Consider the following 24,719-nt stretch of genomic DNA (forward strand, 5'->3'; position numbering starts at 1 on the left):
GCCACGCTAGCGGCTTCCTGGGACAACCCCGTCGCGAGGAGTAAAGGGACCTTTCGGAGACACATGAAAGTTACCTACGAGTTAGGCACCTTATCCCGTAGGTCGTGTTAAAGAATTCCTAGGGTCCGACAGCTCCAACGCCCCCGCTCCATGGAGAGGAAACCCGCGTGCTCCGTACATCCGCCACCGCCGCGCCCCGATCCCCGCGCCGTGCCCTGGTCCCCGTGGCCGTCGCCGCGCTGAGCGCGTCCCTGGTCGCCGCGCCCGCCGCCGCCGAGACCGCGCAGGCGCCCGCCTTCGACAGCTACGTCTCCCTCGGCGACTCCTTCGTCGCCGGTCCGCTGATCAGGGAGGAGAGGGTCAGCAGCAGCATGCCGCTGCTGGGCTGCCTGCGCACGTCCAACAACTACCCCACGATGCTCGCCGAGCGGATGGGCATCACCGACTTCACGGACGCCAGCTGCTCGGGCGCGGTCGTCAACGACCTCTACGAGCCGCAGTTCGACGACACGCCGCCCCAGCTCGACGCCCTGACCCCGGAGACCGACCTGGTCACCGTCGGGATCTCGGGCAACGACTTCGGCTTCTCCGAGGTGCTCCTGGAGTGCGCCAAGCAGAGCCTGAGCAACCCGCTGGGCGACCCGTGCGCCGAGCACTACGGCGACGAGCTCGACCAGCGCATCGAGGACCTGCGCCCGGAGGTCGCGGGCGTCTACGCCGACATCGCCGAGCGCAGCCCCGACGCCACGGTCCTGGCCGTGGGCTACCTCCAGATCCTGCCCGAGAGCTGGGGCTGCTGGCCGAGCACGCCCATCGCGGTGGGCGACGTGCCCTTCCTGGACGAGGCGCAGACCTCGCTGAACGCGATGATCGCGGAGGAGGCCGAGGCCCAGGGCGCGGTCTTCGTGGACGTCTTCGAGCGCGGCCACGACGTCTGCCAGTCCTCCGACACCCGCTGGGTGGAGGGCCTGATCCCCGAGAACGGGGCCCCTGTGCACCCGAACTTCCTCGGTATGCAGGCCACGGCCGACTTCGTGGGAGCCGAGCTGGGGGTCCCCGCGCCCGTGGACGACGCCGCGTAGCCCGGGGTGACCGGCCGCCGGGGAGGGGAGCCCGTTCGATGGTGACCTGGGTGCTTTCGCCCCCCGAAGGTCAAGGACTCTTTACCGTCTTTGGCGGCCGTTCGCACTACGGAGAGTGACATATCGCGTGGTCTGTGTGACGAATGGTGAGGGCGTCGCGACGGGGAGATCCGCGTCACAGTGACGTGGGCGCCGCGACGCTCCGAGCGAGAGCGGGAGAACCACCGTCATGCGAATACCGCGACACCACGAGCAAAGGCAGGCCTGTCGTCCCACGGACCCGGGGCGGCAGGCCTCGTCCGTTCCTCCGCGCAGGAGCGGCGGGCGCGCGCTCGCCGTCGCGGCGCTCACCGCCGCCGCCCTGGCCGCCGGCGCGGCGCCCGCGCCCGCCCAGCCGGTCCAGTCCCCGCAGCCGGTGCGACCGGCGCAGCAGGCCGCACCCGCCGCGCAGGACTCCGCCGGACCCCGGCGCGTCCACATGTCGCTGTCCACGTCGACGGTGGAGGACGCCATCAACGCCGCCGAGTCCCAGAAGGGCACCCCCTACCGCTGGGGAGGCACCGGCCCCAACGGCTTCGACTGCTCGGGACTCGTCCAGTGGGCCTACAAGCAGGCCGGGGTGGAACTGCCCCGCATCGCCCACGACCAGGTCGGCGCCGGGAGCCGGGTCTCCTACTCCAACGCCCGCAGGGGCGACATCCTGTACTGGGCCGACAGCGGCGGCTACGCCTACCACGTCGCCATCTACCTCGGTGACGGGCGCATGATCGACGCGCCGAACTCCGGGGACCACGTCCGCGAGCGGGACGTCCACAAGTACGATCTCGCAGGCGCCGTACGGCTGTGAGACGGGCGGGCCTCGCGCAGCGCGCTGACGGCCGCCCCACACGCCCCGGGGAGTGACCCCGGCCGCGCCCGACCGCCCCGACGACGTGGCGGTCGGCAACCACGAACCAGGGCTCCGCGGGTGCACCCGCGGGCCCTCCCACCACCGCCTCGCGACCGGCGCCCGCACCCTCCGTGGGGGAGGGCGTGGGGAGAACGGCACGCCGCGTTCACGCGGGCGGTACGCACAGGAGGCGTGTTAGCGCATACTCTGGTTGGCGTGAGCCCTATCCAGGTCCCAGACGCGCCCGTCGTCCTGTCGTCGGCGTCGGTCTACCCGGAGAAGACCCCGGCCGCCTTCGAGATCGCCGCGAAGCTGGGGTACGACGGCGTGGAGGTGCTCGTCTCCTCCGATCCGGCAAGCCAGGACATCGACCTCCTGCGGCGCCTCTCGGACTACCACCAGATCCCCGTCACCGCGGTCCACTCGCCCTGCCTGGTCCTGACCCAGCGGGTGTGGGGCAGGGAGCCCTGGGGCAAACTCGTCCGCTCCAAGGAGATGGCCGAGGCCCTGGGCGCCAAGACGATCGTGGTGCACCCCGCCTTCCGATGGCAGCGCGACTACGCCCGCGAGTTCGAGGCCGGTATCTCCCGCATGCAGGACGAGACCGACGTCGTCTTCGCCGTGGAGAACATGTACCCGGTGCGCGTGCGCGACCGCGAGGTCGTCCCCTACGCGCCGAGCTGGAACCCGCTCGACCGGGACTACCCCGACGTCACGCTCGACCTGTCGCACACCGCCATGTCCGGCTCCGACGCCATGGACATGGCCAAGCGCCTGGGCGACCGCCTCTCCCACATCCACGTGGCCGACGGCATCGGCGGCCAGAACCTCGACGAGCACCTCATCCCCGGGCGCGGACGCCAGCCGGTGGGCGAGCTGCTGGAGTACCTCGCCGGGAACGGCTTCGGGGGCCAGCTGGTCCTTGAGGTCAGCACCCGCAAGGCCCCCGACCGCCAGGCGCGCATGCGCGAGCTGGCCGAGGCCCTGGCCTTCACCCGGCTGCACTTCGCCCGTACCGGGGGCCCCGGCGACCGGCCGCGCGACCGCCGCGAGCGCATCGCGCTGCTGCGCCGCGCCCCCTCGGCGCCGCCCCGGCGCTTCGCGGTCGACGAGGGCGGCACCGTGGACGACAAGGGCACCGTCGACCCCGGGTGAGGGCCGGGTGTCCACACAGTGGGATCCGGCGTCCACGCGGGGTCACCGGTGCCGTTAGCGTGGAGGTATCCGCAGGAAGGACCCTTCATGATCGCCATCATCGGTGCCGGGAAGATGGGCGAGGCTCTGCTCGCCGGAATGCTGGCCACGGGCCACGCGCCGGAGGACGTCCTCGTCACCGAGCCGCGCGAGGAGCACGCCGGGGAGCTGCGCGCCCGCTACGGGATCGAGGTGGTCCCGGCCGCGGACGCGGCCAAGCGCGCCGACACCCTCCTGCTCGCGCTCAAGCCCCAGGACATGGTGGCGCTGCTGGACGACCTGGCGCCGCGCCTGTCCTCCTCCTGCCTCGTGATCTCCGTGGCGGCCGGGATCACCACCGCCGTGCTGGAGGAGCACCTGCCCTCCGGGACCCCCGTCGTCCGCGCGATGCCCAACACGCCCGCCCTGATGGGGCAGGGGATGACCGCGATCGCGGGCGGAGCCCACACCGGTGAGGACCACCTGGACCGCGCCGAGGCGCTGCTGGGCACGGTCGGCGAGGTCATCCGCGTGGGCGAGCAGCACATGGACACCGTCACCGCCATCTCCGGCAGCGGCCCCGCCTACTTCTACTTCATCGCCGAGACGATGATCGAGGCCGGTGTGGCGATGGGGATGCCGCGCGCCACCGCGCAGAAGCTGGTCGGACAGACCATCACGGGCGCCGCCGCCATGCTCAACGGCTCGGGCGAGCACCCGGTCGTGCTGCGCGAAGCCGTCACCTCTCCGGGCGGCACCACCGCCGCCGCGCTGCGCGAGCTGGAGCGGCACGGCGTGCGCACGGCCTTCACCGACGCGATCGAGGCGGCCCGGGACCGCAGCGGCGCGCTCTCCGGAAGCTGACGCGCCGCTCGGTGCCGGTGGTGTGACGCACGGGGGAGATGGCCGGAAGCGGCCCGCCTCGCGGGGTCCGATGTCGGGGGACCTGGGTAGTGTCTTCGGTGAAGGGTGTACACCGCCCCCTCGGTCCCGTACGCGCGGGATCTCCCCCATCTCCTGATTCCAGGGTCCTCCATGACTTCTCCCCCTCCCCCGCCCGACCCTTCCCAGCCGCCCGGCGGAGGCTTCCCGCCCCCGGGGCCCGCGCCTTCCGGCCCGACCGGCGCCGACCCCGCGGGGAGCGACCCCACAGGAGGCGGCCCCACGGGGGGCCGCCCCGTCCAGGGCGGCCCGACCGGCGCCGGACCGGCCGGAGGGGCCTTCCACGGCGGTGCGCCCACCGGGGGCACACCCGCGGGCGGGATGTACTCGGGCGGTGTGCCCGGCCCGCCTCCGGGCGGTACGCCTCCCGGCGGTCCGTCCCCCATGGGGCCTCCTCCCGGTGGCAGGCCGCCCGGCATGACGCCGCCCCCGGGCGGGACGCCCCGGGGCGGACCGCCGCCGATGGGACCTCCCCCCGGTGCGATGCCCCCCGCAGGCCCGCCGCCGATGGGTCCCCCTCCCGGCGGAATGCCTCCCGGCGGAATGCCTCCCGGCGGTCCGCCTCCGGGGCAGTTCGGCCCGCTGCCGCCCCCGAAGCCGCCCCGGCTCGGCCTGTTCTCCTCCCCGTCCGCGCTGCGCACCTCCCTGCTCAACGCGTCGGGCACGGGAGCCGGGTACGTCTACCTGCGCCAGTGGCCGTTCTTCGCCGCCGCGCTCGTCGTCACCCTCGGCCTGCTGATCACCGCCGCCGTCCTCGGCGCCGCCGACAACCTCCTGCTGTGGGTGCCGGTCCTCCTGGCCTGGTTCGCCGCCGCGGCCGTGCACGGCCTGTTCGCGGGGCGCTCCCGCGACGAGCGCCTGATCGGCAGGGGGGAACAGCCCTCCAAGCGGGTGCTGCCCCTCCTCACCGCCGCCGGACTGGCGCTGGCGCTGCTGGTGACCCTCACCGGCGTGTGGCAGGCGGGGGAGTGGCGGCTGCGCGTCGCCGACGCCGCCCACGCCCGCGGCGAGTGCGGCCCCTCCGAGGCCGTGGCCGCCTACGGGAGCGTGGAGGACCTCTTCCAGCTCTCCTTCTCCCCCTCGCTCATGTCGCGCGCCCGCGCGGGCGCCGAGGCCTGCGCGCTCCTGGAGCGCGCCCAGTCCGACGTGGCCGCCGAGGAGTACGGGCAGGCCCTGGACTCCTACGCCGCCTACTTCGAGCACCCCTCCGCCCGCTGGGAGGACACCGACGGCGAGGTCGCCGACATCCACCTCTCCTACGCCGCCGGCCTGGTGGCCGCGGCCGGGGAGGTCTTCGGCGGCGAGGTCGACGAGCTGTACCGCCAGAACATGCTGCGGGCGCACGAGATCTACACCGTGATCCTCACGGACTACGAGGGCACCGAGGCCGCGGGCCAGGTCCCCACCGCGCTCGCCGACCTCTACGAGGCGGGTACCAGCGAGTACGCCGCCGAGTACTGGTGCGCGGGCTTCAGTCAGATCGACATGTTCTCCGGCCTGGCCTGGGACGCCGCCCCCGAGATCGCCGAGCGCATCGCCGCCGAGCGCCCCGACGCCGCGTTCAACTGCGGCTGGGAGAGCGTGGACGAGGGCTCGTTCGACACCGCCGACGAGATGGCCGCCCTCCTGGAGGCGGAGTACCCCGACCACGAGACCGACGAGGTCGAGCGGATGGTCACCCACATCGGCGCCGGGCGCATCGAGGAGAGGATGGACGCCATGACCTCGATCGGCGAGGTCGACTTCGCCCCCGTGCCCACCGGCGGCTCCGGCAGCGACAAGAGCGTCCTGGAGATCACCAACAACACCCCGCACGAGATGCAGTTCCTCTACGTCGGGCCGGACGCCGTCCACGAGGAGATCATCACCCCCGCGTGCGAGGACTGCGAGGTCTACAGCTCGCCGCCCGCGGGCAACTCCTGCTTCGACGACGGCGACGTCATGCGCGTCGAACTCGAACCGGGCGAGTACCGGGTGCTGCTCACCTCGAAGGACTCGCTCTTCAGCCCGCCGCTGCACGGCACCGTCGACCTCTCCGGCGGCGACCTGTACGAGTCCTGCTACTTCGTCACCGAGTAGCCGGGCCCCGCGGTCCGGCACGGGGGCCGGCCCCCGTGCCGGACCGGCGGCCAACCCCGGGGTTCGTCCACGCGTGCGGTTGTGCGTACTGTGTGCTTCGGAGCACGCACACCTGAAACGGGGGTCACCACATGGGAGGGCGCACGTCCTGCTCGCTTCGGGTGGCATGGGACGACGGACTCACGGCCTACGACTTCGGTCCGCAGCACCCGATGGCGCCGATACGCGTCGAGCTGACCATGGCGCTCAGCCGCGAACTCGGCGTGCTGGACGCGCCGGGGGTCGGACTCCTGGACGTCGAACCCGCCTCGGACGAACTCCTGTCCCTCGTGCACGACCCCGCCTACATCGAGGCGGTCAAGCGCGCGGGCCGCACGCTGGAGCCCGACGACGTCCACATGCTGGGCACCTCCGACAACCCCGTCTTCAAGGACATGCACGACGCCGCCGCGCTCATCTCCGGCGCCTCCGTGGCCGCCGCGCGGGCGGTGTGGAGCGGTGAGACCGCGCACGCGGCCAACATCGCGGGCGGCCTGCACCACGCCATGCGCGGCAACGCCTGGGGCTTCTGCGTCTACAACGACCCCGCCCTGGCCATCGCCTGGCTGCTGGAGCAGGGGGCCAAGCGCGTCGCCTACGTGGACGTGGACGTCCACCACGGCGACGGCGTCCAGAACGCCTTCTACAACGACCCGCGCGTGCTCACCATCAGCCTCCACGAGTCCCCGGCGACCCTGTTCCCCGGCACCGGCCAGGCCTCCGAGACCGGCGGCCCGGACGCCGAGGGGTACGCGGTCAACGTCGCCCTGCCCGCGGGCACCGGCGACAACGGCTGGCACCGCGCCTTCGACGCCGTCGTCCCGCCGCTGCTGCACGAGTTCCAGCCCGAGATCCTGGTGACCCAGCAGGGCTGCGACACCCACGCCCTGGACCCGCTCGCCAACCTCACCCTGAGCGTGGACGGCCAGCGCCGCGCCTACGCCGAGCTGCACGAGCTGGCCCGCAAGACGGCCGGCGGCCGCTGGCTGCTGTTCGGCGGCGGCGGGTACGGGCTGGTCCACGTCGTCCCCCGCGCCTGGACCCATCTGCTGGGCGAGGCCGCGGGCCGCCCCGTCGACCCCGACACCGAGACCCCGCAGGGCTGGCGCGACTTCGTGCGCCAGCGCACGGGTGAGCTGGCGCCGCTGTACATGACCGACGGGCGCGAGGTCGTCTTCGACCACTTCGTGGACGGCTACGACCCGGGCGACCCGGTGGACCGGGCCATCCACGCGACCCGGACCGCGGTCTTCCCCAGCCACGGGATCGACCCGAGCCTGTAGGGGCCAGCCCTTCCGCGTCGCCGCGACCGGGTCGCCGATTCGGTGCCGGCAGGGGCTCACGGGACTCCGGGCGGCTCACGGGACGGCTCCCATAACACCCCGGTGTCGACCGGCGTGAATTCCGGAGGAGCCGCGCGTGTCGCGTCCGAAGCGGGTAGGACAGAGGTTGAATACCGGGCGAACAGGAGCAGGCGCCGTGGTGGCCGCCCAGCGTGGCGCACGCTCGCTGCGCAGACGAGGAAGGGGAGCGCCAGGTGACGCCGCCGACACGCGCTGAACTGATCACCTATCTGGTGCGCACGGGAATCGCCGGGCACGTCGACACCCCGCGCCAGAACAACCTGCGGCACTACCGGCGGCTCGTCCAGAAGGACCCCTACCACCAGTTCGGCCTCACCTTCTCCCACGACTGGACCTACTCCGAGGTCCTGGCGCTGATGAGCAAGCGCTGCGGCGTGGTGGCCGACGAGGAGTACGTGTGGGGGATCGACACCATCGACCCCGACCTGACCATCGACGCCCTGGAGGCCTTCGCCGACCGGCTGGCCCTGGCCGCCGAGCGCCGGGAACGGGTCCTGTTCGCCACCGGCCACCCGCGCAACCTCCGCGAGACCTACCGCGCCTGGAAGGACGCCCTCGCAGAGCGCGGGTGCCAGGTCCTCACCGCTGGTGGCGGCTACTCCTACGAAGTGACCACGGAGCGCCCGCCGAACCGCCGGATCGTGGTGTGGGAGGACGACATCGCCATCGTCACGGACGGCCGTCTCGCCCGTCACAGCCACCACCCCTTCGCCATGCGTGCCATCCTCGGGGACCTCGCGGACCGCGGTGAGGCATGGCCGCAGTTGGTCATCGCCGACCACGGGTTCGCGGGTGCGGCCGGTGAGGCGGGAGTGCCCGCGATGGGCTTCGCCGACTGCAACGACCCCGCCCTCTTCCTCGCCGAGGCCGAGGGGAAACTACTGGTCACGGTGCCTTTGGACGACGGTTACCTGACCGAGGACTACGCCCCGCTGCGCGAATACGTTCTCGCCCGGGCCGGTCTCCTGTGAGTGGGGGAGACCATTTATACCCACCGTTAAACCTCATCCGACCCGCCATCAACACATAGCGCCGAAGACAGTCCCAACGGCCTTTCGCTGAGGCGAACTCGGCTCTACTCTGAAAACGGACGTGTCAGTAGTGACAGCGTGACACGCTGGCGTGGTTTGGGGTGGGCACACCGGGGTCGCCGCCGCACACCACGCCGGTCCCAAGGGTAGACAATGCTCACGTCCGGGAATGAGGGCGTCGAAAGATGAACGGGAGCAAGCCGCCTCTCGAAGAGGTCAGGTTCCTGACCGTGGCGGAGGTAGCCACGATCATGCGTGTGTCCAAGATGACCGTTTACCGAATGGTGCACTCGGGAGTTCTCCCCGCGATTCGCGTGGGGCGTTCCTACCGGGTTCCCGAGCGGGCCGTGCACGACTACCTCCGCGAGGCTTTCGTCGAGGCTGGTTGATCCAGGGCCCGGCCGACCGGGGCCGCCCCCCGGCCCCCGGTCAGCCGACACACCCGGGGGGCGGTGACTGACGGACACCGCCCCCACCGGGGTCTTCCCGTCCCCGCCCCGGCGCGCCGCCCCGGCGCGCGGCAGGGCCGTCCCCACCCCCACCGGCCGCGGTTCCCCCTTGTGCCGGGGCGGCCGAACGGGCTCCAGGGCATCTACTACACTTTGTCGTTGTTGTAGTCCGCCCTGTTCACACCCCGTTCGCGAGGTCCCCTCGATGCCCAGCACCAGCACCGGTACGCGCCGGAGTCGTACCGTGCCGCGCCTGGCGGCGGCCGGACTGGCCGCCGTACTCGCCCTGACCGGCTGCGCCGGGGGCAACGAGATCCAGGCCAGCGACGAGGAAAACCGCTTCATCTCCGGAGACGGCAGCGCCACCACCTTCGAGACCGCCGAGCGCACGGAGGCGCCCGAGGTCACCGGCACCACCCTCGACGGCGAGGAGGTCTCCCTCGGCGACTACGAGGGCGGCATCGTCGTCCTCAACGTCTGGGCGAGCTGGTGCGGCCCCTGCCGCGCCGAGCAGCCGGTCCTGGACGAGGTGCACGCCGAGTACGCGGACCTGGGCGTGGACTTCCTCGGCGTGAACATCAAGGACGACGAGACGGCCGCGCGCTCCTACCAGGAGAGCATGGACGTCCCCTACCCGAGCCTGTACGACCAGCCCGGCGCGGTGCCCCAGGCCTTCCGCGACACCGTGCCCCCGCGCTCCATCCCCAGCACGCTCGTCATCGACCCCGAGGGCCGCATCGCCGCCCGCGTCATCGGCCCGACCACCTACGGCCAGCTCACCGAGCTGCTCAACCCGCTGGTGGTCGAGTTCGACTTCGGCGACCCGGAGGAGCGCCCCCGGGTCGCGGAGCAGGAGGCCGGGGAGACGGCGTCCCCGGAGGAGGCCGACCCCTCGGCCGACCCCTCGGCCGAGCCCTCGGACGCCCCGTCCGAGGCGGACCAGGACTCCGACGGCTCCGGGAACGAGGACTGATGGACCCCATCGGCACCACCGTCCTCACCGGCTCCCTGCTGGCCGCGATCCCGCTGGCCCTGGCCGCGGGCCTGGTCTCCTTCCTCTCGCCCTGCGTGCTCCCGCTCGTGCCCGGCTACCTGTCCTACGTGACCGGGATGAGCGGCACCCAGGTGCGCGAGCGCACGGCCTCGCCCGCGGGGGGCGGCACCGCCACCGCCACCGTCGCCGACGTCGACGCCGAACTGGCCTCCCGCCGCTGGACCATGGTCACGGGCAGCATCCTGTTCATCGCCGGGTTCACCCTGGTGTTCGTCGCCGTCGGCGGCTTCATCGGCTGGCTCGGCGAGATCCTCATGGACTACACCGACCCCATCACGCGGGTGCTCGGCGTCCTCACCGTCGTCCTGGGCCTGGCCTTCATGGGCGTCATCCCGGGCTTCGGGCGCGAGTTCCGCTTCCACCGCCTGCCGCGCGCCGGACTGGCGGGCGCCCCGCTGCTCGGCGTCCTGTTCGGCCTGGGCTGGACCCCCTGCATCGGGCCGACCCTGGCCGCCGTGCAGACCCTCGCCTTCGTCGAGGGCGGCGCCGGACGCGGCATGCTGCTGTCCCTGGCCTACTGCGTCGGCCTCGGACTGCCGTTCGTCCTGGCCTCCCTCCTCTACCGGCGCGCGCTGGGCACCTTCGACTGGCTCAAGCGCCGCACCCGCACGGTCACCGTGATCGGCGGGGCCATGCTCGTCCTGGTCGGCCTGGCGATGGTGACCGGCCTGTGGACACAGCTGACCATCGCCATGCAGGGCTGGGCCGCCGACTTCCAGACGGTGATCTGATGAGCACGACCGCGAACGACCGAGGGACCGGCACCGCCGCCCGGGACGGGGAGAGCGCCCGACCGCGCCCCAAGGGCCTGGGCGCGGCCGGCTGGCTGCGCTGGATCTGGCGCACCCTGACCTCGATGCGCACCGCCCTGATCCTGCTGTTCCTGCTGGCGGTCGGGGCCATCCCGGGCTCGATCCTGCCGCAGAACGTGGTGAGCGTCGACGAGGTCAACGTCTACTTCCAGGAGAACCCCGAACTGGCGCCCTGGCTGGACCGGTTCTACCTCTTCGACGTGTTCTCCTCGCCCTGGTACGCGGCGATCTACCTGCTGCTGTTCGTCTCCCTGGCGGGCTGCGTGCTCCCGCGCGCGCTGACGCACGCCCGCGCGGTGCGGGCCCGCCCGGTGCACACGCCCAAGAACCTGGGCCGGATGCCCTACGCCGCCGCGTTCACCACCGACGCCGACCCCGAGACGGTGCTGGAGCAGTCCCGCAAGGTCCTGCGGCGCCACCGGACCGAGCGCTACGGCGACTCCCTCTCCACCGAGACCGGCTACCTGCGCGAGGCCGGGAACGTCCTGTTCCACTTCGCCCTGCTCGGCCTGCTGCTGGCCCTGGCCGCCGGGTCCTTCTTCGGCTACCGCGGCAACATGCTCCTGGTGGAGGGCGACGGGTTCGCCAACACCCTGACCTCCTACGACGCCATCTATCCCGGGCACTGGACCGACACCGACTCCCTGGAGCCCTTCTCCATCCACCTGGACGACTTCGAGGCCTCCTTCATCGAGGACGGCGGTCTGCGCGGACAGGCCGAGTCCTACGTCGCCGACCTCACCTACAGGGAGGCGCCCGACGCGCCGCAGGAGCGGCACCGGCTGGAGGTCAACCACCCGCTGAGCGTGTCGGGCGTGCAGGTCTACCTGCTCGGCCACGGGTACGCGCCGGAGTTCGAGGTGCGCAACGCCGAGGGCGACGTGGTCTTCGACCAGGCGGTCCCCTTCCTGCACCGGGACACGGCCTCCTATACCTCCGACGGCGTGGTCAAGGTGCCCGACACCGGGGGCGAACAGCTCGGCTTCGTCGGGGTGTTCCTGCCCAGCGCGGTGGAGACGCCGGAGGGGGAGGTGGTCTCCAACTTCCCGGGCGCCCGGAACCCGCGGATCACGCTGGAGGGCTACCAGGGCGACCTCGGGCTGGTCGACCCGCAGTCGGTCTACCAGCTGCGCACCGGCGGCATGGAGGAGCTGGGCAGCTCCCCCGTGATGGAGATCGGGGACACCTGGGAGCTGCCCGAGGGCGCCGGGTCGATCACCTTCTCCGGCTACAAGGAGTACGTCAGCCTCCAGATGAACCGCGACGGCGCACGGCTGCCCGCGCTGGCCGCGGCCTCCCTGGCCGTCGCCGGGCTGATCATCACCCTGTTCGTCCGCCCGCGCCGCGTGTGGGTGCGCGCGACCCGGAGCGGGGACGGCCGCACCCGCGTGGAGCTGGCCGCCCTGGGCAAGACCGAGGCGGCCGGCAACAACGTGGAGTTCCACGAACTCACCACGGAACTCGCCGGACGGCTCCGGAGTCTGTCCGACGGGGACTCCGGCTCCGGACCGGACGGCCGTCCGGCTCCCGGTCCGGACTCCGACCCGGACCCCGCTCCGGGCTCCGACCCCCATCCGCCATCCGACCCGCCAGAGTCGACGACACAAGGGAGTGACCGGTGACGTACACACTCGCCGCACAGGTGGACGAGGTGATGACGTCAGTCAGTGACTCGTTGATCATCGCGATGATCGTCACGTACGCGGCTGCGCTGTTCCTCTTCGCCATCGAGGCCGCCTACGGACGCCGCACCAAGCTCAAAGCCGGTCGGCTCATGCCGGTCAACGCCGGTGCCGAGTCCGGCGCCGACGACGGCATCGAGGTCAACGTCCGCAGCACCGAGGCGGAGGCCAGGGCCTCCCAGAGCGTCCTGGGCAAGATCGCCCTGGGCGTGACGACGTTCGGCTTCGTGATGGGCGTCGCCCAGATCATCGCCCGCGGCCTGGCCGCCGGGCGCTGGCCCTGGGGCAACATGTTCGAGTTCGTCGTGGCCCTGTGCCTGGTCGCGGTGGGCGGTCTGCTCTTCGCCTCCTACCGGTACCAGGCGCGCTTCCTGGGCGCGTTCGTGCTGGTCCCGGTGCTCGTCCTGCTGGGCATCGGCGTCCGCTGGCTGTACGTGGACCCGGGCCCGCTCATCCCCGCCCTGCACTCGTACTGGGTGCCCATCCACGTGACCGCGACGATCATCGCGGGCGGCGCCTTCATGGTCTCCGGCGCGGCCGGCGTCACCTACCTCGTGGCGCACCGGGCCGAGGCCAAGCGCGCGCTGGGCGAGCAGGTGGCCGGTATCGCGGGCCGCCTGCCCAGCCCCGAGCTGCTGGACCGGATCTCCCACCGGTTCATCCTCTTCGCCTTCCCGCTGTGGACCTTCGGCATCATCGCCGGTTCCATCTGGGCCGACGAGGCCTGGGGCCGCTTCTGGGGCTGGGACCCCAAGGAGGTCTGGTCGTTCATCTCCTGGGTGATCTACGCGGCCTACCTGCACGCCCGGGCCACCGGCGGCTGGCGCGGGCCCAAGGCCACGTGGATCAACGTGGTGGGCTTCGCGACCATCCTGTTCAACTTCTTCGCGGTGAACTACATGTTCAGCGGTCTGCACTCCTACGCCTGATCCCGATCCGCGAACGGGGCCCCGCCACGGCGGGGCCCCGTTTCTTTGGGGCTCCGCTCCGTGTCCGGCCGCCCGGAGAGCGGGAACCTTCGCCGTCTCCCGTGTGATGGCTCGTTCCTCGCGATCACACGTCCGACGCCTCCAGAACCCCGCGGGCTCCCGGACGTGTTCGCTTTGGGGCTCCGCTTCGCTTCGCCCCGGGGTCCTGCGTGCTTCGGGGCTCCGCGTTCCCCGTGTTCAGGCGGGCGGGGCGGCGGTGGACCCGCGCACGACCAGGCGGGTGTCCAGGGTGACGGTGCCGGGGGAGTCCTCGCTGCTGATGCGGTGCAGCAGCAGGTCGATGGCGGCGCGCCCGGCCGCGGCGGTGGGCATGTCCACACTGGTCAGGTCGCAGTGCCGGGCGGTGTGGGTGTTGTCGACGCCGACGACGCTGAGGTCGCCGGGCACGGACGCGCCCAGGTCACGCAGCTTCTGGACCAGGCCGAGGGCGACCAGGTCGTTGTAGGCCAGGACGGCGGTGGCGCCGAGGTCCAGCACCTGCCGGGCGGCGGCCGCGCCGCCCTCCTCGGTGGGCTGGTTGGGGCCCACGCCGTGCAGGACGAGGCCGCGGCGCAGGGCGGCCTCCTCCGCCGCGCGCTCCAGGCGCTGGTTGGTCCACGACGCGCGCGGGCCGGTGAGCAGGGCGATCTCGCGGTGGCCGAGGGTGGCGAGGTGGTCCACGGCCTGCTCGGCGCCCGAGGCCACGTCCATGAGGACGGCGGGCAGCCCGGCGGGTTGGCGGTTGACCACGACGAAGGGCACGTCGGCGCTGAGTTCGGCGATCAGGCGGTTGCTCAGGCGCGGCGCGACCAGGAGCGCGCCGTCCACCTGGGTGGCCATGGAGCGGATCAGCTCCTCCTCCACGCGGGCCTGCTCGTCGGTGTCGGCGACGAACACGTGGTGGTCGCTGCGGCGGGCGTGGGCCTGCGCGGCCTTGATCAGGGGCGGGAAGAAGGGGTTGGCGATGTCGGCGACGATCAGCCCCAGGTTGCCGGTGCGGCGGGTGGACAGGGCGCGCGCGGCGCGGTTGGGCCGGTAGCCCAGGGCGCTGGCGGCGGCGAGCACCCGTGTCCGGGTGTCGGCGTTGACGAGGTGCGCGGCGGAGAAGGTCCGGGAGACGGTGGAGACGTGCACCCCGCTCGCCAGGGCGACGTCCTTGATGGTCACGGCCACCCGTGGCCTCCTTCGATGGGGAACGGTTCCGAGGTTACTGGCAACCGGTTGTGGTTGACCAGTGCGTGCTTTCAGGTCCGGTGCCTGGTTTTCCGGGGTTTTCCCGGGTGGGAGGGGTTGACGCCGGTCCGGCTCCTGGGAGATGTTCATGCAACCGTTTGCAGTTTCCCCCCTGAGGAGCAGAACCATGCGCAGGCTCGTACTCCCTCTGAGCGCGGTGTTGGTGATGACCGCCGTCGCGCCCGTCCAGGCGGCGCCCGACCCGGGCAGGCAGGTCCTGCCCGAGGGCGACGGCTGGGCCTCGGCCGGAGGCGGGACGACGGGGGGCGCGGACGCCTCCCCGGAGAACGTCTTCCGCGTCTCCACGGCGCAGGAGTTCCGCGAGGCGGTGAGCGGCGACGAGTCCAAGATCGTCTACGTCGAGGGCCTCGTCGACGCGAACACGGCGCCGGACGGCACGCCCCTGTCGTGCGGGGACTACGCCGTGGACGGCTACACGCTGGAGGACTACCTGGCCGCCTACGACCCCGGGGTGTGGGGCTGGCAGGACCCCAGCGGCCCGCTGGAGGAGGCCCGCGAGGCCTCGTCCGCCGCCCAGGCGGAGCGCGTCCGGGTGGAGGTCGGCTCCAACACGACCATTGTGGGCGCCGGGGACGGCGCCGAGATCACCGGGATGAGCATCCGGGTGATCGGTGCGCGCAACGTCATCCTGCGCAACCTCACCCTGTCCGACACGCACGACTGCTTCCCGGGCTGGGACCCCGGCGACGGCGGCGAGGGCAACTGGAACTCCGAGTACGACCACCTGGAGGTCTCCGGCTCCACGAACGTGTGGATCGACCACAACACGTTCGACGACGGCGACAACCCGGGCTCGGAGCTGCCGGAGTACTTCGGGCGCCGGTACGAGGTGCACGACGGCCTGCTCGACATCGTGCGCGCCAGCGACCTGGTGACGGTGTCCTACAACCACTTCGACAGCCGGGACAAGGCCATCCTCGTGGGCAACAGCGACGGACGCACCACCGACCGCGGGTACCTGCGCACCACCTGGCACCACAACCACTTCGACAGCCTGGGCCAGCGCGCGCCCCGCGTGCGCTACGGGCAGGTGCACGTCTACAACAACCACTACACGGTGGCCACGGACCTGTACCAGTACAGCCTGGGCGTGGGCTTCGAGTCGCACCTGTACGCGGAGAACAACCTGTTCGACCTGCACGACGGCATCGCGGCCGGGGAGATCGTCGGCAACTGGGGCGGCACCGACATCGTGGAGCACGGGAACGCGGTGATGGAGGACGGCCGCGGGCGCGTCACGGAGGTGGACCTGGTGCGGGAGCACAACGACGCCTACCCCGACCAGGCGCTGGGCACCGACCTGACCTGGGTGCCGCAGTTCTCCACGCGGGTGGAGCCGGTGCACGCGGTCCGCGGCGTGCCGCGCGAGGCGGGCGCGGGAGTGCTCTGAGTCCGGCGCTCCCGGCGTGGTCGCGTAACGGGAGGCAGGCCCGCCCGGCTCCGTCCGGGCGGGCCGCCGCGGTTACAGGGGCTGGTCGTCGACCTCGATGTCCCACTGGACGTCGGTGCCGTCGACCGAGGTGGTCGTGATGGTCACGCCGTAGTTCATCCCCCCGTCGACGAGGTTGCAGCGGATCTCGGCGCCCACCTCCGCGGGGAGGCCCTGGGGGCAGGAGAAGTCCTCGGGGGCCCTGCCGACCACCGCCTCCAACTGTGTTGCCGACTGCTGGGCGACCTGCTCGGCCGGGACGACCCCGTCGCTCGCGGCGGTGCCTCCGTCCCCGCCGCTGCCCCCGCCCGCGTCGTCCCCGGGGGTGTCCCCGGCCGGGGCGTCGTCGACCTCGACGTCCCACTGGACGTCGTCGCCGTCGACCGAGGTGGTCGTGACTGTCACTCCGAGGGTCTGGCCGTCGGCGGTGAGCTCACAGCGGATCTCGGCGCCCACCTCCGCGGGGAGGTCCTCGGGGCAGGTGAAGCCGTCGGGGGTCTGACCCACCTCCTCGGCCAGCATCTCGCTCGACTGCTCGGCGACCTGTTCGGCGCTGACCGCGTCGGGGCCGCCGATGCTGAACTCGAACGAACAGCCGGTGGACAGGAGGAGGGAAGCCGCCCCCAGCGCTGTTCCGGTGATGACTCGTCGGTGTCCGATCTGCCGCACTGCGACCTCCTCAGTGTTCGGTGGTGTGCACGGGTATGGACGCCGAACGCGAAGAGCGGGTTCCGGAGCGGACGGCCCCGATGCGGGGATGTGACATCGGTGTCCGGTCCGTCCGTGCGGTGCTGCGCCGGAGAACCGACCGGGCGCCCGGATGTACTTGCCCCGGGGCGGGGGAACGGGAAGGCTGGAACACAGCGGTGGGGGCCGCGTCCTGTCGGGCGGCCCCCACCGTCGTCGTGTACCGGTCCGGGTCGGTCGTGTCCGGGTCAGTCCTCCGGATCGATCCGCCGGTTGAGTCGTCGCAGGAACTCGGGGTCGTCGTCCGGTCCGAGCGGGTGCGGGCTGCCCGAGGGCTTGGTGAAGTCGGACGGGTCGAGGTCGTCGGCCGAGGCCGTGGCCTGTGTCGGGGAGGGCGCGCTCCCGCGGGGTGCGGCCGCCTGGCGCGGGCGGCCGAGGAGGAGCCACAGGATGGCGCCGACGGGCACGAACAGCACGATGACGAACACCCACAGCACCTTCGGCAGAGTGCGCACCTCAGAGGAAGGGGTGGTGAGCGCGTCGAAGAACGCGTACACCCACAGAACGATCGATACGAGCGTGATCAGGCCACCAAGCCACACCATGGTTCCAGCCTAACTCTTGCAGTCGACTCCTCACGGTCGGGACACCGGGCCGGAGGGCAGGTGGGAGTCCGCGGGCGGCTGACCGGCCGACGGGGCGGCCGGAGGGCCCTGCGGCTCCTGGAGCTCTGGCTCCCGCCGGATGGGCTGTCTCGGGGCACTCGGCCTCAGGGCGTGCTCTCGCTCGGCTCCCCGAGCAGGAGGGCGCGCACCTCCGACTCGCGGAAGCGGCGGTGCCCTCCCGGAGTCCGGATGCTGCTGATCCGCCCGGAGGCGGCCCAGCGCGTGACGGTCTTGGGATCAACCCGGAAGAGTGAGGCCACTTCCCCGGGGGTCAACAGGCGTTCGCTTGCTCGTTCCACCTTCACATTCCCCCAATCGTGCCCGCCTCGGACTGTGGGGGCGGCGGGCGTTTGATCCCCTAGTGTGCACGAGTTGGACCGTTTCCTCCCTAGTTTTCGGAGAAATTGCGGTGTTGGGGGGAGGAGTACCGGATATGTGACCGGAACGTGATGTTCGGGCCCTGCTGTCGGGATTGGAAACATCCCATGACTATGCGAATCGTGTTCGCCTATGTCCCGTTCCCCTGTGCCGCAGGCGACACACCGACCCGATGCCCGTCGCAGCGGGCACGCCCTTAACCTGGAGATAAGGACCTGTGGAAGGCCGTCGGCCCGACCCGTGCCGGGTGTGGGAACGTCCGGACACGGGTGTTGACCGGGCGTTCCGCGCCGCCGATGGGCGTAGCGACCAATCTAGTCCAGGTAATCGTCTGTTGTGAGGCTTTTGGATGCGTAGCTTGCTGACCTATACCGCCGCCCGCCTGGGGCTGTTCGCGGCGGCCTTCGGAGTGGTCTACCTTTTCGGCGCCCGTGCGTGGATCGCCCTCATCCTGGCCTGGCTGGTCAGCGGACTCGCCTCCTATGTCCTGCTGTCCGGGATGCGCGACAGGATCTCCGCGAGCGCGGTGGAGCGGATGGAGCGCCGCAAGGCGGACAGCGTGTCCGCGCGCCTGTCGGCCGCCTCCGCCCGCGAGGACGAGTTCCAGGAGGCGCCGGGCCAGGAGGCGCCCGGCCAGGAGGCGCCGGAGGCCCCGGAGCAGGAGGCGGCCCCGGCCGGGGCGGACGCCGATGCCGGGGAGGACAGGGTCGAGGCGAAGCGGGGCGGGGACGCGCCGACCGCGGCCAGGGAGTCCTGACCGGGCGCCCCGCTCCCGCGTACCTCAGCCGGGGTCGGCCGGTGCCGCCCCGGCGCGCCACGGCCGGGGGCCGGACCCCGCGCTCCCGCCCACCTCAGCCCGTGCCCGCGTGAGCCCGTGCCCGCGTGCGTGTGCCTCAGCCGGGGTCGGCCGGTGCCTCAGCCCGTGCCCGCCCCGTCAGGTGACCGGTCCGGCTCCGTCCCGCGCCTGTCCAGGCCCCCGGCCGCGCGACCCACGAGCGGCGGCAGGACCGCGGCCAGGTAGAGGGCCGCGCACGCCAGCAGCACCGGCGCCGCTCCGAGCAGCCCGGCCGCCGCGCCCGCCACGGGCGCGCCCAGCGGCGCCGCCATCCGGGTCAGCGCGCCGATCGTCGCCGTCCCCCGCCCCACGGCGCGGCGGGGCAGGCGCTCGAACATCACCGCGCCCAGGATCGGGTTGAGCACCCCGCCCCCGAGCCCGCACAGACCCCACACCGCCAGGACCGCCCACAGCGGCACGTCCAGCGCCAGTACGACCAGCCGGGGCGGCCCGGCCAGCACCAGCCCCGCGAAGAACACCGCCCGCCGGGGCAGCAGGTGCCCGACCGCCGTGGCCGCGAGCGAGCCCACCACCGAGGCCGCGCCCATCACGCCGCCCAGGAGGCCGACCACCGCGGGGCCCATGCCGTTCTCGTCCACCCACACCGGCAGCAGCACCGAGGCCACGGACATGTCGATCATGTTGGTGACCGCGAGCACGACCACCAGGACGCGCAGCGTGGCGTCGTCCCAGACCGCCCGCCAGCCGGTGCGCAGCCTCGCCAGGTAGCCCGAGTCCGCCTCGGGGTCCTCGCCCGGGCCGGGGCGCTCCCCGGGCTGGGTGGCGGCCAGCACCACCGCCGCCGCGGCGAGCAGCGCGGCGTTCGCGTACAGGGCCGGGAGCGCGCCGAGCAGGGACACCAGGCCGCCCGCGGCCACCGGACCGACGGTCGTGGACAGCCGGTCCACGGTTCCGGTGAGTCCGGTGACCCGTTCGAGGCGCGTCCCCGTGCGTTCGGCGACGGCCGGGGCCATGGAGACCTTGGCGGCCTCGGCGGGGCCGGTGGCCAGGCCGATCACCGTCACCAGCACCAGGAGCACGGGGAAGGACAGCAGCCCGGACGCGTGCAGCAGCGGGACGCAGACCACCGCCGCCGCGGCGACGAGGTCGGCGCGCACGCTCACCGCGCGCTGGCCCATCCGGTCCAGCAGTGGTCCGCCCAGCAGCCGGGCCAGGGTGTAGGAGCCGATCTCGAAGAAGGCCACCGCCCCCATGGACGCCGGGCTGCCGGTGGTCTCCAGGACGAACCAGGGGATGGCGATCATCGCCAGCCGCGTGGCGGTGTAGCACAGGGCCTGGGCGGCGACCAGTCCGCCGACGTCTCTCACGCCCCCGTCTCCGTCGCCCCGTCGTCCCCCTCGCCGTCCTCCGTGCCCGGTCCCCGGTCCTCGGGGTCGGGGAAGGCGGCGAACTGGACGTGCACCGGTCGGCTGCCGGGGGCGCCGGTCTCGCGCGTGTAGCGGTCGAAGAGCGCGCGGACCTCCTCCCGGAAGGCGGCGAGCTCCTCCAGGGTCAGTTCCGTGCGCCGCCCGGACATGACCTGGGCCTCGCGCCATCCCTCGGGCTGGGCCGCCCACAGGTTGACGGCCGAGGCCAGTTCCCCGCTCCAACTGGCGGCCAGGGCCATGCGCACGGCGGTGCTCAGCTCGGGCTCGTCGGTGTCCAGGTGCTCGGGGAAGCGGAAGCCCTTGTGCCTGGAGCGCCACCAGCGCTCCCGCGTGGTGCCCAGGGAGGGGTCCTCCTCGATGAACCCGTGCGCCTCCAACTGCCGGAGGTGGTAGCTGGCCGAGGCGGAGGAGACGTCCAGCCACTCCGAGACGGTCTTGCCGGTGGCGGGCCCCCGCTGCTGGAGGAGGTTGAGGACGCGGATGCGCAGGGGGTGGGCCAGCCCGCGGAGGGAGCGGGCGTCGAGGGTCGCCGCGTGGGCGAAGGGGTCGGGGGCGCGGTCCGGGACCTGGGAGGGGGTCTCGTCGTCGCGGGGGGTGGAGTCGTCCATGCGGTCACTGTAGACGCCCAAGGGTTCTTGGCCAAGAGTTGTTGGCCGAGAACCCTTGGTCTGGTTCCGGCAATCCGGAACCTCCGACTCCACGGGTCATATATCTAGTTTCCTGGGCGCTTGAGTAGCAACCGGCCTAGCTTTAGACTCATGGTCAACAAGCGGATGAAGGCGCGGGTCCTGCTCGCCCTGGTGCGCCGAATGGCGCGCAAGAACGGCCTGCGCCTGGAAGAACTCAAAGGACGAGGCAAAGGATCACACCAGACCTACGTCCTCCTGGGCGAAGGCGGAGTACAGGTCGGTCGTTTCATGGTCACGCAACATTCCAAGGAGCTGTCCCGGGGCCTTCTACAGGACGTGGAGGACGGCTTGCAGCACCTGTTCGGTGAGAAATGGATGGAGAAGTGATGCCTGACTACACGGCTACCGTCATCCGCGACGAGGACCTCTGGGTCGTACGTGTCTCGGGGCTGCCCGAACACGTCGTCGGAACGGTCGACTACGTGCACTTCTCCGAGATCAAGGACGAGGTTCCCGAGGCCATCGCCGACCTCACGGACACCGATCCGGAGGACTTCACGATCACCTGGCGTTACGAGTTCGGCGGCGAGGACGTCACCGAGGACGTCATCCAGTACCTCGTGGCGGAGGAGGAGTTCCGGCGGTCCCAGGCCGAGCGCGACCGGGCCCGCGCCCGGGTCCTGGAGACCATGCGGAGGGAGGGCGTCACACAGCGGGCCATGGCCGACGTCGTGGACCTCTCGCACCAGCGCGTCCACCAGCTGCTCAAGGGAGTGGACACGCCGGTGCCCGGCGGGCGCCGGGGGCGCCGCAGGGACGCCCCCGTGTCCTGAGGCCCGCGGTTCAGGAGAGCGGGAACATCCCCAGCCGGGCGTGGTACTCGCCGGCGAGGCGGTCGGTGTCGCTGCCCACGTACAGCCCGTCGGAGGTGGCCAGCATCGCCTCCACGCCGTGGCCGCGCGCCCGGCCGGGGTTCCACGGCAGGGCCTTGCCGGACTCGGGGTCCACGGCCGCGATGCCCTCGCGCGCCACCGAGCCGGGCCCCGGGTTGAGCGCGCCCTCGGGGTTGTCCATCCAGCGCTGGTGCCCGCCCACGTACACCGCCGCCGACGTGATCTCCACCGAGTACAGCGAGTCGCCGCCGGTCTTGTTGCTCCAGGTGGGCTCCGAGCCCGGGGCGTCGGTGTTCTCGAAGCGCGCGACGGACTTGCACAGGCCCGGCCTGACGTAGGGGCCGCCCGCCGTCACCACCGCGAAGTAGGAGCCGTCCGGGGAGAAGGCCATCCGCCGCATGTAGGTGTGCAGCTCCTCGTAGTCGCAGGCCGCCTCGTAGGCGGACGTGGACCACGGGGTGACCGAGCCGCTCGCAGTGTCCAGCATGGCGATCTGGTGCCGCTCGTGACCGTCGATCCTGGTGAAGGAGCCGTTGACGAGCAGCCGCCGCCCGTCCGGGCTCAGCGCCAGTTCCTGGACCTTCAGCACGCCCTGGCGCGCGTCGGACACGTCGGGCGTGAAGCCGGTGTCCACCTCGCCGGACCCGGAGTCGAGGCGGACCAGCGCGGGCTGGTCCACGCCGTTCACCCCCGAGAAGCTGCCGCCCACGTACAGGTGCTCGCCGTCGCCGGCGATGCGCTGGACGCGGCCCCCGTCGACGGAGGCGTCGAACTCCGGCACCCGGTCGCCGTCGTCCGCCGACAGCCGGGCCAGCCCGTCGGCGGGCTCGCCGTCCACCGAGCCGAAGTCCCCGCCCGCGATCACCGTCCCGTCCGGTCCGGGGGCCAGCGTGGTGACGGTGCCGTCCACCTCCGGTTCAAACCCGTGGAGGATCCGCCCGCTGCCGTGCTCGAACGCGAACAGGTGGGGCAGGTCGTGGGCGCGGCCCCCCTCGGTCTGGCTGACCTGTGTGAAGCTTCCGGCGACGAGGACGGCGTCGCCGACGCGCAGGATGTCCTTGACCGCGCCGTCCAGGACGTGCGGCGTCCACTGCACGGGCTGTTCGCTGACCACGCGCGCGTGGTCGGCCTCCGCGGCGGGCGAGGCGGCCGCGACCCCGGCGGGGAGTAGGAGCAACGTGCCCATTGTCAGGGCGAGCAGCGGGCGGCTGGGTTTCACGGAAGGACTCTCCCTCGGTCGTGCGGGTCCATGCGTGCGGGCCGACCGGCGGAGCCGGTCGGCGGGTGTCCGCACCCTCTCAGAGGGTCGCATAAAAACTACGGAGAGTGACGCAGGTCGGGTGCGGTTCCGGGCCTGTGGGGCCGGTGGGACAGGCGGGACCTCGGAACGGTGTGCGGTCCGCGCCCGGGGCTCTCGACTCGGCCGGGGCGGGGTTCGCTCGGGGTCGGGCCCGTCCGGGGCGGGGCCGGACGGCGAGGGGCCCGGCCGTGGTGCTCGCACGGCCGGGCCCTGCCGCCTTACGGGGTCCGGGTTCAGCGGGCGCGGGCGCCCGAGGTGTCCAGGCCCCCGTTGTCCGTCGGCCGCTCGACCGCGGCCCGGTAGTCGTCGGTGACCGTCTCCAGCAGGGTGCTCTTCTCCCGGTCCGTCCGCCCGGCCATCGAGCGCTCCGAACGGTCCATCCTGCGGTTGGCCCGGACGATCTCGTTGGTCGCGGGGAGCCGCACGTCCTCGTACCGCCGCAGCGCCGCCCCCACGTCGCCACCGGCCCCCAACTCGGCGGCGAGGGCCGCGGCGTCGAGGACGGCCTGGGACGCGCCGTTGGCCCCGATCGGGTACATCAGGTGGGCCGCGTCCCCGAGCAGGGTCGTGCGGCCCTCGCCCCAGTGCTCCAGCGGGTCCCGGTCCACCATGGGGTACTGGAGGATCCGCTCGCTGCGGGCGAGCACGCCGGGCACGTCGAGCCAGCCGAAGTCCCAGTGCGCGTAGTGCGGGGCGAGTTCCCCGATGCGCCTGCGGTCGTTCCAGTCCGCATCGACGGAGAGGCCGGGGGAGGGCACCAGGCACACCCAGTTGAGCAGGGCGCGGCCGCGCGCCGCGTGGCGGGCCGAGATCGGATAGGCGACGAGTCTGGCCGAGTGCTCGTCGTTGGCGACGATCATGGTGCGCCCGTCCAGGAAGCCGTCCAGCTCGGTCAGGCCCCGCCACATGTGGACGCCTCCGCCGGACAGGGCGGCGCGGTCGGGGTGGAGCTGCGCGCGGACGCGCGAGTGCAGCCCGTCCGCGCCGACCAGCGCCGCCCCCGTGACCTCCGCGGCTCCGCCGGACTGGTCGCGGGCCAGGGCGCGCACGCCCGTCGCGGTCTGCTCGAAGGACTCCAGGCGAAGGCCGGTGCGGACCGCGCCGGGGCCCAGGCGCTCGCGGACGGCCTCCAGCAGGAGCAGTTGGAGTTCACCGCGGTGGATCGAGTACTGCGGGTACTCGTTGCCCGCCGCCACGCCGCGGGGTTCGTTCCAGAGGGTGGTCCCCCTGTGGTCGAGGTAGAGGTGCTCCCTGGTGGGGATGCCCGTCGCGGCGAGCGCGTCGCCGAGGCCGAGGGCGGTCAGCTCGCCGATCGCTGCGGGCTGGACGTTGATGCCGACCCCGAGCGGCCGGATCTCCTCGGCGGTTTCCAGAACGGTGGCGCTGATTCCGTGGGAGTGCAGGGCGAGGGCTGTGGCCAGCCCTCCGATCCCAGCGCCGACGATCACGATGTCGGTGCCATCGGCTGAGGTCATGGCGGCCCTCCGTGCTTCCTGCGACCTGGTGGCCGCGTTGTCTGCGGGCACGCGCGCGCCCGTCGGGTGGTGCGGTCGATGGGCCCGGGGTCCCGGTGCACCAGAGGTGCTATCACGGCGGGGTCCGGTCACCCAAGGGAGTCAGCCGGGCGCCCGCACACGAGACGGGCGGAGGCCCGGGCGGACGGTGCGCCGACTTCCCGGTCGCGCACGTGTCCGGCT

24 protein-coding genes are annotated in these 24,719 nt (G+C 72.4%); 16 read left to right on the top strand and 8 right to left on the bottom strand.

All coding sequences use genetic code 11. The annotated features are described in order from the left end of the window. The first annotated feature begins 167 nt into the window (after positions 1–167). The 12 genes from AC0VX6_RS02550 to ccsB all read left to right on the top strand — a co-directional run bounded on the left by AC0VX6_RS02550 (position 168) and on the right by ccsB (position 13,525). Entirely contained in the window at positions 168–1,082 is a 915-nt protein-coding gene (locus tag AC0VX6_RS02550; RefSeq protein ID WP_274976041.1) for an SGNH/GDSL hydrolase family protein, read from the top strand. 229 nt (positions 1,083–1,311) lie between these two features. Further along, entirely contained in the window at positions 1,312–1,929 is a 618-nt protein-coding gene (locus AC0VX6_RS02555; RefSeq protein ID WP_274976042.1) for a C40 family peptidase, read from the top strand. 258 nt (positions 1,930–2,187) lie between these two features. After that, entirely contained in the window at positions 2,188–3,126 is a 939-nt protein-coding gene (locus tag AC0VX6_RS02560) for a sugar phosphate isomerase/epimerase family protein (protein WP_274976043.1), read from the top strand. A gap of 87 nt (positions 3,127–3,213) precedes the next feature. Continuing rightward, entirely contained in the window at positions 3,214–4,008 is a 795-nt protein-coding gene (gene proC / locus AC0VX6_RS02565; RefSeq protein ID WP_212641694.1) for a pyrroline-5-carboxylate reductase, read from the top strand. A gap of 621 nt (positions 4,009–4,629) precedes the next feature. Next, the gene (locus AC0VX6_RS02570) at positions 4,630–6,165 is read left to right on the top strand and encodes a DUF1109 domain-containing protein (RefSeq protein WP_274976044.1); all 1,536 of its coding nucleotides are present in this window, start codon (positions 4,630–4,632) and stop codon (positions 6,163–6,165) included. A 161-nt stretch (positions 6,166–6,326) separates the two neighbouring features. After that, positions 6,327–7,487: an acetoin utilization protein AcuC gene (locus tag AC0VX6_RS02575; protein ID WP_212641692.1), complete on the top strand. Its 1,161-nt coding sequence runs from the start codon at positions 6,327–6,329 to the stop codon at positions 7,485–7,487. A 254-nt stretch (positions 7,488–7,741) separates the two neighbouring features. Next, the gene (locus AC0VX6_RS02580; RefSeq protein ID WP_047872089.1) at positions 7,742–8,539 is read left to right on the top strand and encodes a phosphatase; all 798 of its coding nucleotides are present in this window, start codon (positions 7,742–7,744) and stop codon (positions 8,537–8,539) included. 245 nt (positions 8,540–8,784) lie between these two features. Beyond that, a complete protein-coding gene (locus tag AC0VX6_RS02585; RefSeq protein WP_013155995.1) occupies positions 8,785–8,988 on the top strand; it encodes a helix-turn-helix domain-containing protein in 204 nt (67 codons plus the stop codon). 265 nt (positions 8,989–9,253) lie between these two features. Beyond that, positions 9,254–10,021: a TlpA family protein disulfide reductase gene (locus tag AC0VX6_RS02590; protein WP_475467318.1), complete on the top strand. Its 768-nt coding sequence runs from the start codon at positions 9,254–9,256 to the stop codon at positions 10,019–10,021. After that, a complete protein-coding gene (locus AC0VX6_RS02595; protein WP_475467319.1) occupies positions 10,021–10,833 on the top strand; it encodes a cytochrome c biogenesis CcdA family protein in 813 nt (270 codons plus the stop codon). Before AC0VX6_RS02590 ends, AC0VX6_RS02595 begins: the two co-directional genes overlap by 1 nt. After that, positions 10,833–12,536, top strand: a complete 1,704-nt coding sequence (resB, locus tag AC0VX6_RS02600) for a cytochrome c biogenesis protein ResB (RefSeq protein ID WP_274976047.1) — start codon at positions 10,833–10,835, stop codon at positions 12,534–12,536. The genes AC0VX6_RS02595 and resB overlap by 1 nt, the downstream gene beginning before the upstream one ends. After that, complete coding sequence (gene ccsB, locus AC0VX6_RS02605) at positions 12,533–13,525, top strand: c-type cytochrome biogenesis protein CcsB (protein ID WP_274976048.1); 993 nt, start codon at positions 12,533–12,535, stop codon at positions 13,523–13,525. Before resB ends, ccsB begins: the two co-directional genes overlap by 4 nt. Before the next feature lie 237 nt (positions 13,526–13,762). Here ccsB and AC0VX6_RS02610 read toward each other — a convergent pair whose 3' ends face one another. Continuing rightward, positions 13,763–14,737 carry a LacI family DNA-binding transcriptional regulator gene (locus AC0VX6_RS02610; RefSeq protein ID WP_274976049.1) on the bottom strand — a complete coding sequence of 325 codons (975 nt, stop codon included), beginning with the start codon at positions 14,735–14,737 and terminating at the stop codon, positions 13,763–13,765. 187 nt (positions 14,738–14,924) lie between these two features. Between AC0VX6_RS02610 and AC0VX6_RS02615 the strand changes: the two genes are divergently transcribed. Beyond that, a complete protein-coding gene (locus AC0VX6_RS02615; protein ID WP_274976050.1) occupies positions 14,925–16,208 on the top strand; it encodes a pectate lyase family protein in 1,284 nt (427 codons plus the stop codon). Between the two features lie 72 nt (positions 16,209–16,280). Here the strand turns inward: AC0VX6_RS02615 and AC0VX6_RS02620 are convergent, their stop codons facing one another. The 3 genes from AC0VX6_RS02620 to AC0VX6_RS02630 form a co-directional block, all read right to left on the bottom strand. Next, a complete protein-coding gene (locus AC0VX6_RS02620; protein WP_475467320.1) occupies positions 16,281–16,916 on the bottom strand; it encodes a DUF4333 domain-containing protein in 636 nt (211 codons plus the stop codon). A 266-nt stretch (positions 16,917–17,182) separates the two neighbouring features. After that, entirely contained in the window at positions 17,183–17,539 is a 357-nt protein-coding gene (locus AC0VX6_RS02625) for a PLD nuclease N-terminal domain-containing protein (protein ID WP_248773343.1), read from the bottom strand. A 164-nt stretch (positions 17,540–17,703) separates the two neighbouring features. Then, the gene (locus AC0VX6_RS02630) at positions 17,704–17,904 is read right to left on the bottom strand and encodes a BldC family transcriptional regulator (RefSeq protein ID WP_017535950.1); all 201 of its coding nucleotides are present in this window, start codon (positions 17,902–17,904) and stop codon (positions 17,704–17,706) included. Between the two features lie 422 nt (positions 17,905–18,326). On the opposite strand from AC0VX6_RS02630, the gene AC0VX6_RS02635 reads away from it, so the two are divergent. Further along, on the top strand, positions 18,327–18,734 hold the full coding sequence (locus tag AC0VX6_RS02635; RefSeq protein ID WP_274976052.1) for a DUF4229 domain-containing protein: 408 nt from the start codon (positions 18,327–18,329) through the stop codon (positions 18,732–18,734). 158 nt (positions 18,735–18,892) lie between these two features. On the opposite strand, the gene AC0VX6_RS02640 is transcribed toward AC0VX6_RS02635, so the two are convergent. Together AC0VX6_RS02640 and AC0VX6_RS02645 are read right to left on the bottom strand one after the other, a co-directional pair. Next, on the bottom strand, positions 18,893–20,140 hold the full coding sequence (locus AC0VX6_RS02640) for an MFS transporter (protein WP_274976053.1): 1,248 nt from the start codon (positions 20,138–20,140) through the stop codon (positions 18,893–18,895). Further along, a complete protein-coding gene (locus AC0VX6_RS02645; protein WP_274976054.1) occupies positions 20,137–20,808 on the bottom strand; it encodes a winged helix-turn-helix domain-containing protein in 672 nt (223 codons plus the stop codon). The genes AC0VX6_RS02640 and AC0VX6_RS02645 overlap by 4 nt, the downstream gene beginning before the upstream one ends. 150 nt (positions 20,809–20,958) lie before the next feature. On the opposite strand from AC0VX6_RS02645, the gene AC0VX6_RS02650 reads away from it, so the two are divergent. Beyond that, on the top strand, positions 20,959–21,216 hold the full coding sequence (locus tag AC0VX6_RS02650) for a hypothetical protein (protein ID WP_212641680.1): 258 nt from the start codon (positions 20,959–20,961) through the stop codon (positions 21,214–21,216). Next, the gene (locus AC0VX6_RS02655; RefSeq protein ID WP_212641679.1) at positions 21,216–21,662 is read left to right on the top strand and encodes a hypothetical protein; all 447 of its coding nucleotides are present in this window, start codon (positions 21,216–21,218) and stop codon (positions 21,660–21,662) included. Before AC0VX6_RS02650 ends, AC0VX6_RS02655 begins: the two co-directional genes overlap by 1 nt. A 10-nt stretch (positions 21,663–21,672) precedes the next feature. Here the strand turns inward: AC0VX6_RS02655 and AC0VX6_RS02660 are convergent, their stop codons facing one another. Beyond that, positions 21,673–22,941 (bottom strand): delta-60 repeat domain-containing protein, encoded by a 1,269-nt coding sequence (locus AC0VX6_RS02660; RefSeq protein WP_274976055.1) that lies wholly within the window; start codon positions 22,939–22,941, stop codon positions 21,673–21,675. 314 nt (positions 22,942–23,255) lie between these two features. Beyond that, entirely contained in the window at positions 23,256–24,497 is a 1,242-nt protein-coding gene (locus tag AC0VX6_RS02665; protein ID WP_475467321.1) for a flavin-dependent oxidoreductase, read from the bottom strand. Between the last annotated feature and the right edge of the window lie 222 nt (positions 24,498–24,719).

It is taken from the genome of Nocardiopsis sp. iso_25, assembly GCF_056173305.1.

What these genes read in the sequence shown, in the direction of transcription:
- AC0VX6_RS02625 (WP_248773343.1), bottom strand. Translation starts at nt 17,539, where the DNA reads ATGGTGTGGCTTGGTGGCCTGATCACGCTCGTATCGATCGTTCTGTGG.
- AC0VX6_RS02655 (WP_212641679.1), top strand. Translation starts at nt 21,216, where the DNA reads ATGCCTGACTACACGGCTACCGTCATCCGCGACGAGGACCTCTGGGTC.
- AC0VX6_RS02615 (WP_274976050.1), top strand. Translation starts at nt 14,925, where the DNA reads ATGCGCAGGCTCGTACTCCCTCTGAGCGCGGTGTTGGTGATGACCGCC.
- AC0VX6_RS02595 (WP_475467319.1), top strand. Translation starts at nt 10,021, where the DNA reads ATGGACCCCATCGGCACCACCGTCCTCACCGGCTCCCTGCTGGCCGCG.
- AC0VX6_RS02650 (WP_212641680.1), top strand. Translation starts at nt 20,959, where the DNA reads ATGGTCAACAAGCGGATGAAGGCGCGGGTCCTGCTCGCCCTGGTGCGC.
- AC0VX6_RS02555 (WP_274976042.1), top strand. Translation starts at nt 1,312, where the DNA reads ATGCGAATACCGCGACACCACGAGCAAAGGCAGGCCTGTCGTCCCACG.
- AC0VX6_RS02570 (WP_274976044.1), top strand. Translation starts at nt 4,630, where the DNA reads ATGCCTCCCGGCGGTCCGCCTCCGGGGCAGTTCGGCCCGCTGCCGCCC.
- AC0VX6_RS02635 (WP_274976052.1), top strand. Translation starts at nt 18,327, where the DNA reads ATGCGTAGCTTGCTGACCTATACCGCCGCCCGCCTGGGGCTGTTCGCG.
- resB (WP_274976047.1), top strand. Translation starts at nt 10,833, where the DNA reads ATGAGCACGACCGCGAACGACCGAGGGACCGGCACCGCCGCCCGGGAC.
- AC0VX6_RS02665 (WP_475467321.1), bottom strand. Translation starts at nt 24,497, where the DNA reads ATGACCTCAGCCGATGGCACCGACATCGTGATCGTCGGCGCTGGGATC.
- AC0VX6_RS02585 (WP_013155995.1), top strand. Translation starts at nt 8,785, where the DNA reads ATGAACGGGAGCAAGCCGCCTCTCGAAGAGGTCAGGTTCCTGACCGTG.
- proC (WP_212641694.1), top strand. Translation starts at nt 3,214, where the DNA reads ATGATCGCCATCATCGGTGCCGGGAAGATGGGCGAGGCTCTGCTCGCC.
- AC0VX6_RS02590 (WP_475467318.1), top strand. Translation starts at nt 9,254, where the DNA reads ATGCCCAGCACCAGCACCGGTACGCGCCGGAGTCGTACCGTGCCGCGC.
- AC0VX6_RS02645 (WP_274976054.1), bottom strand. Translation starts at nt 20,808, where the DNA reads ATGGACGACTCCACCCCCCGCGACGACGAGACCCCCTCCCAGGTCCCG.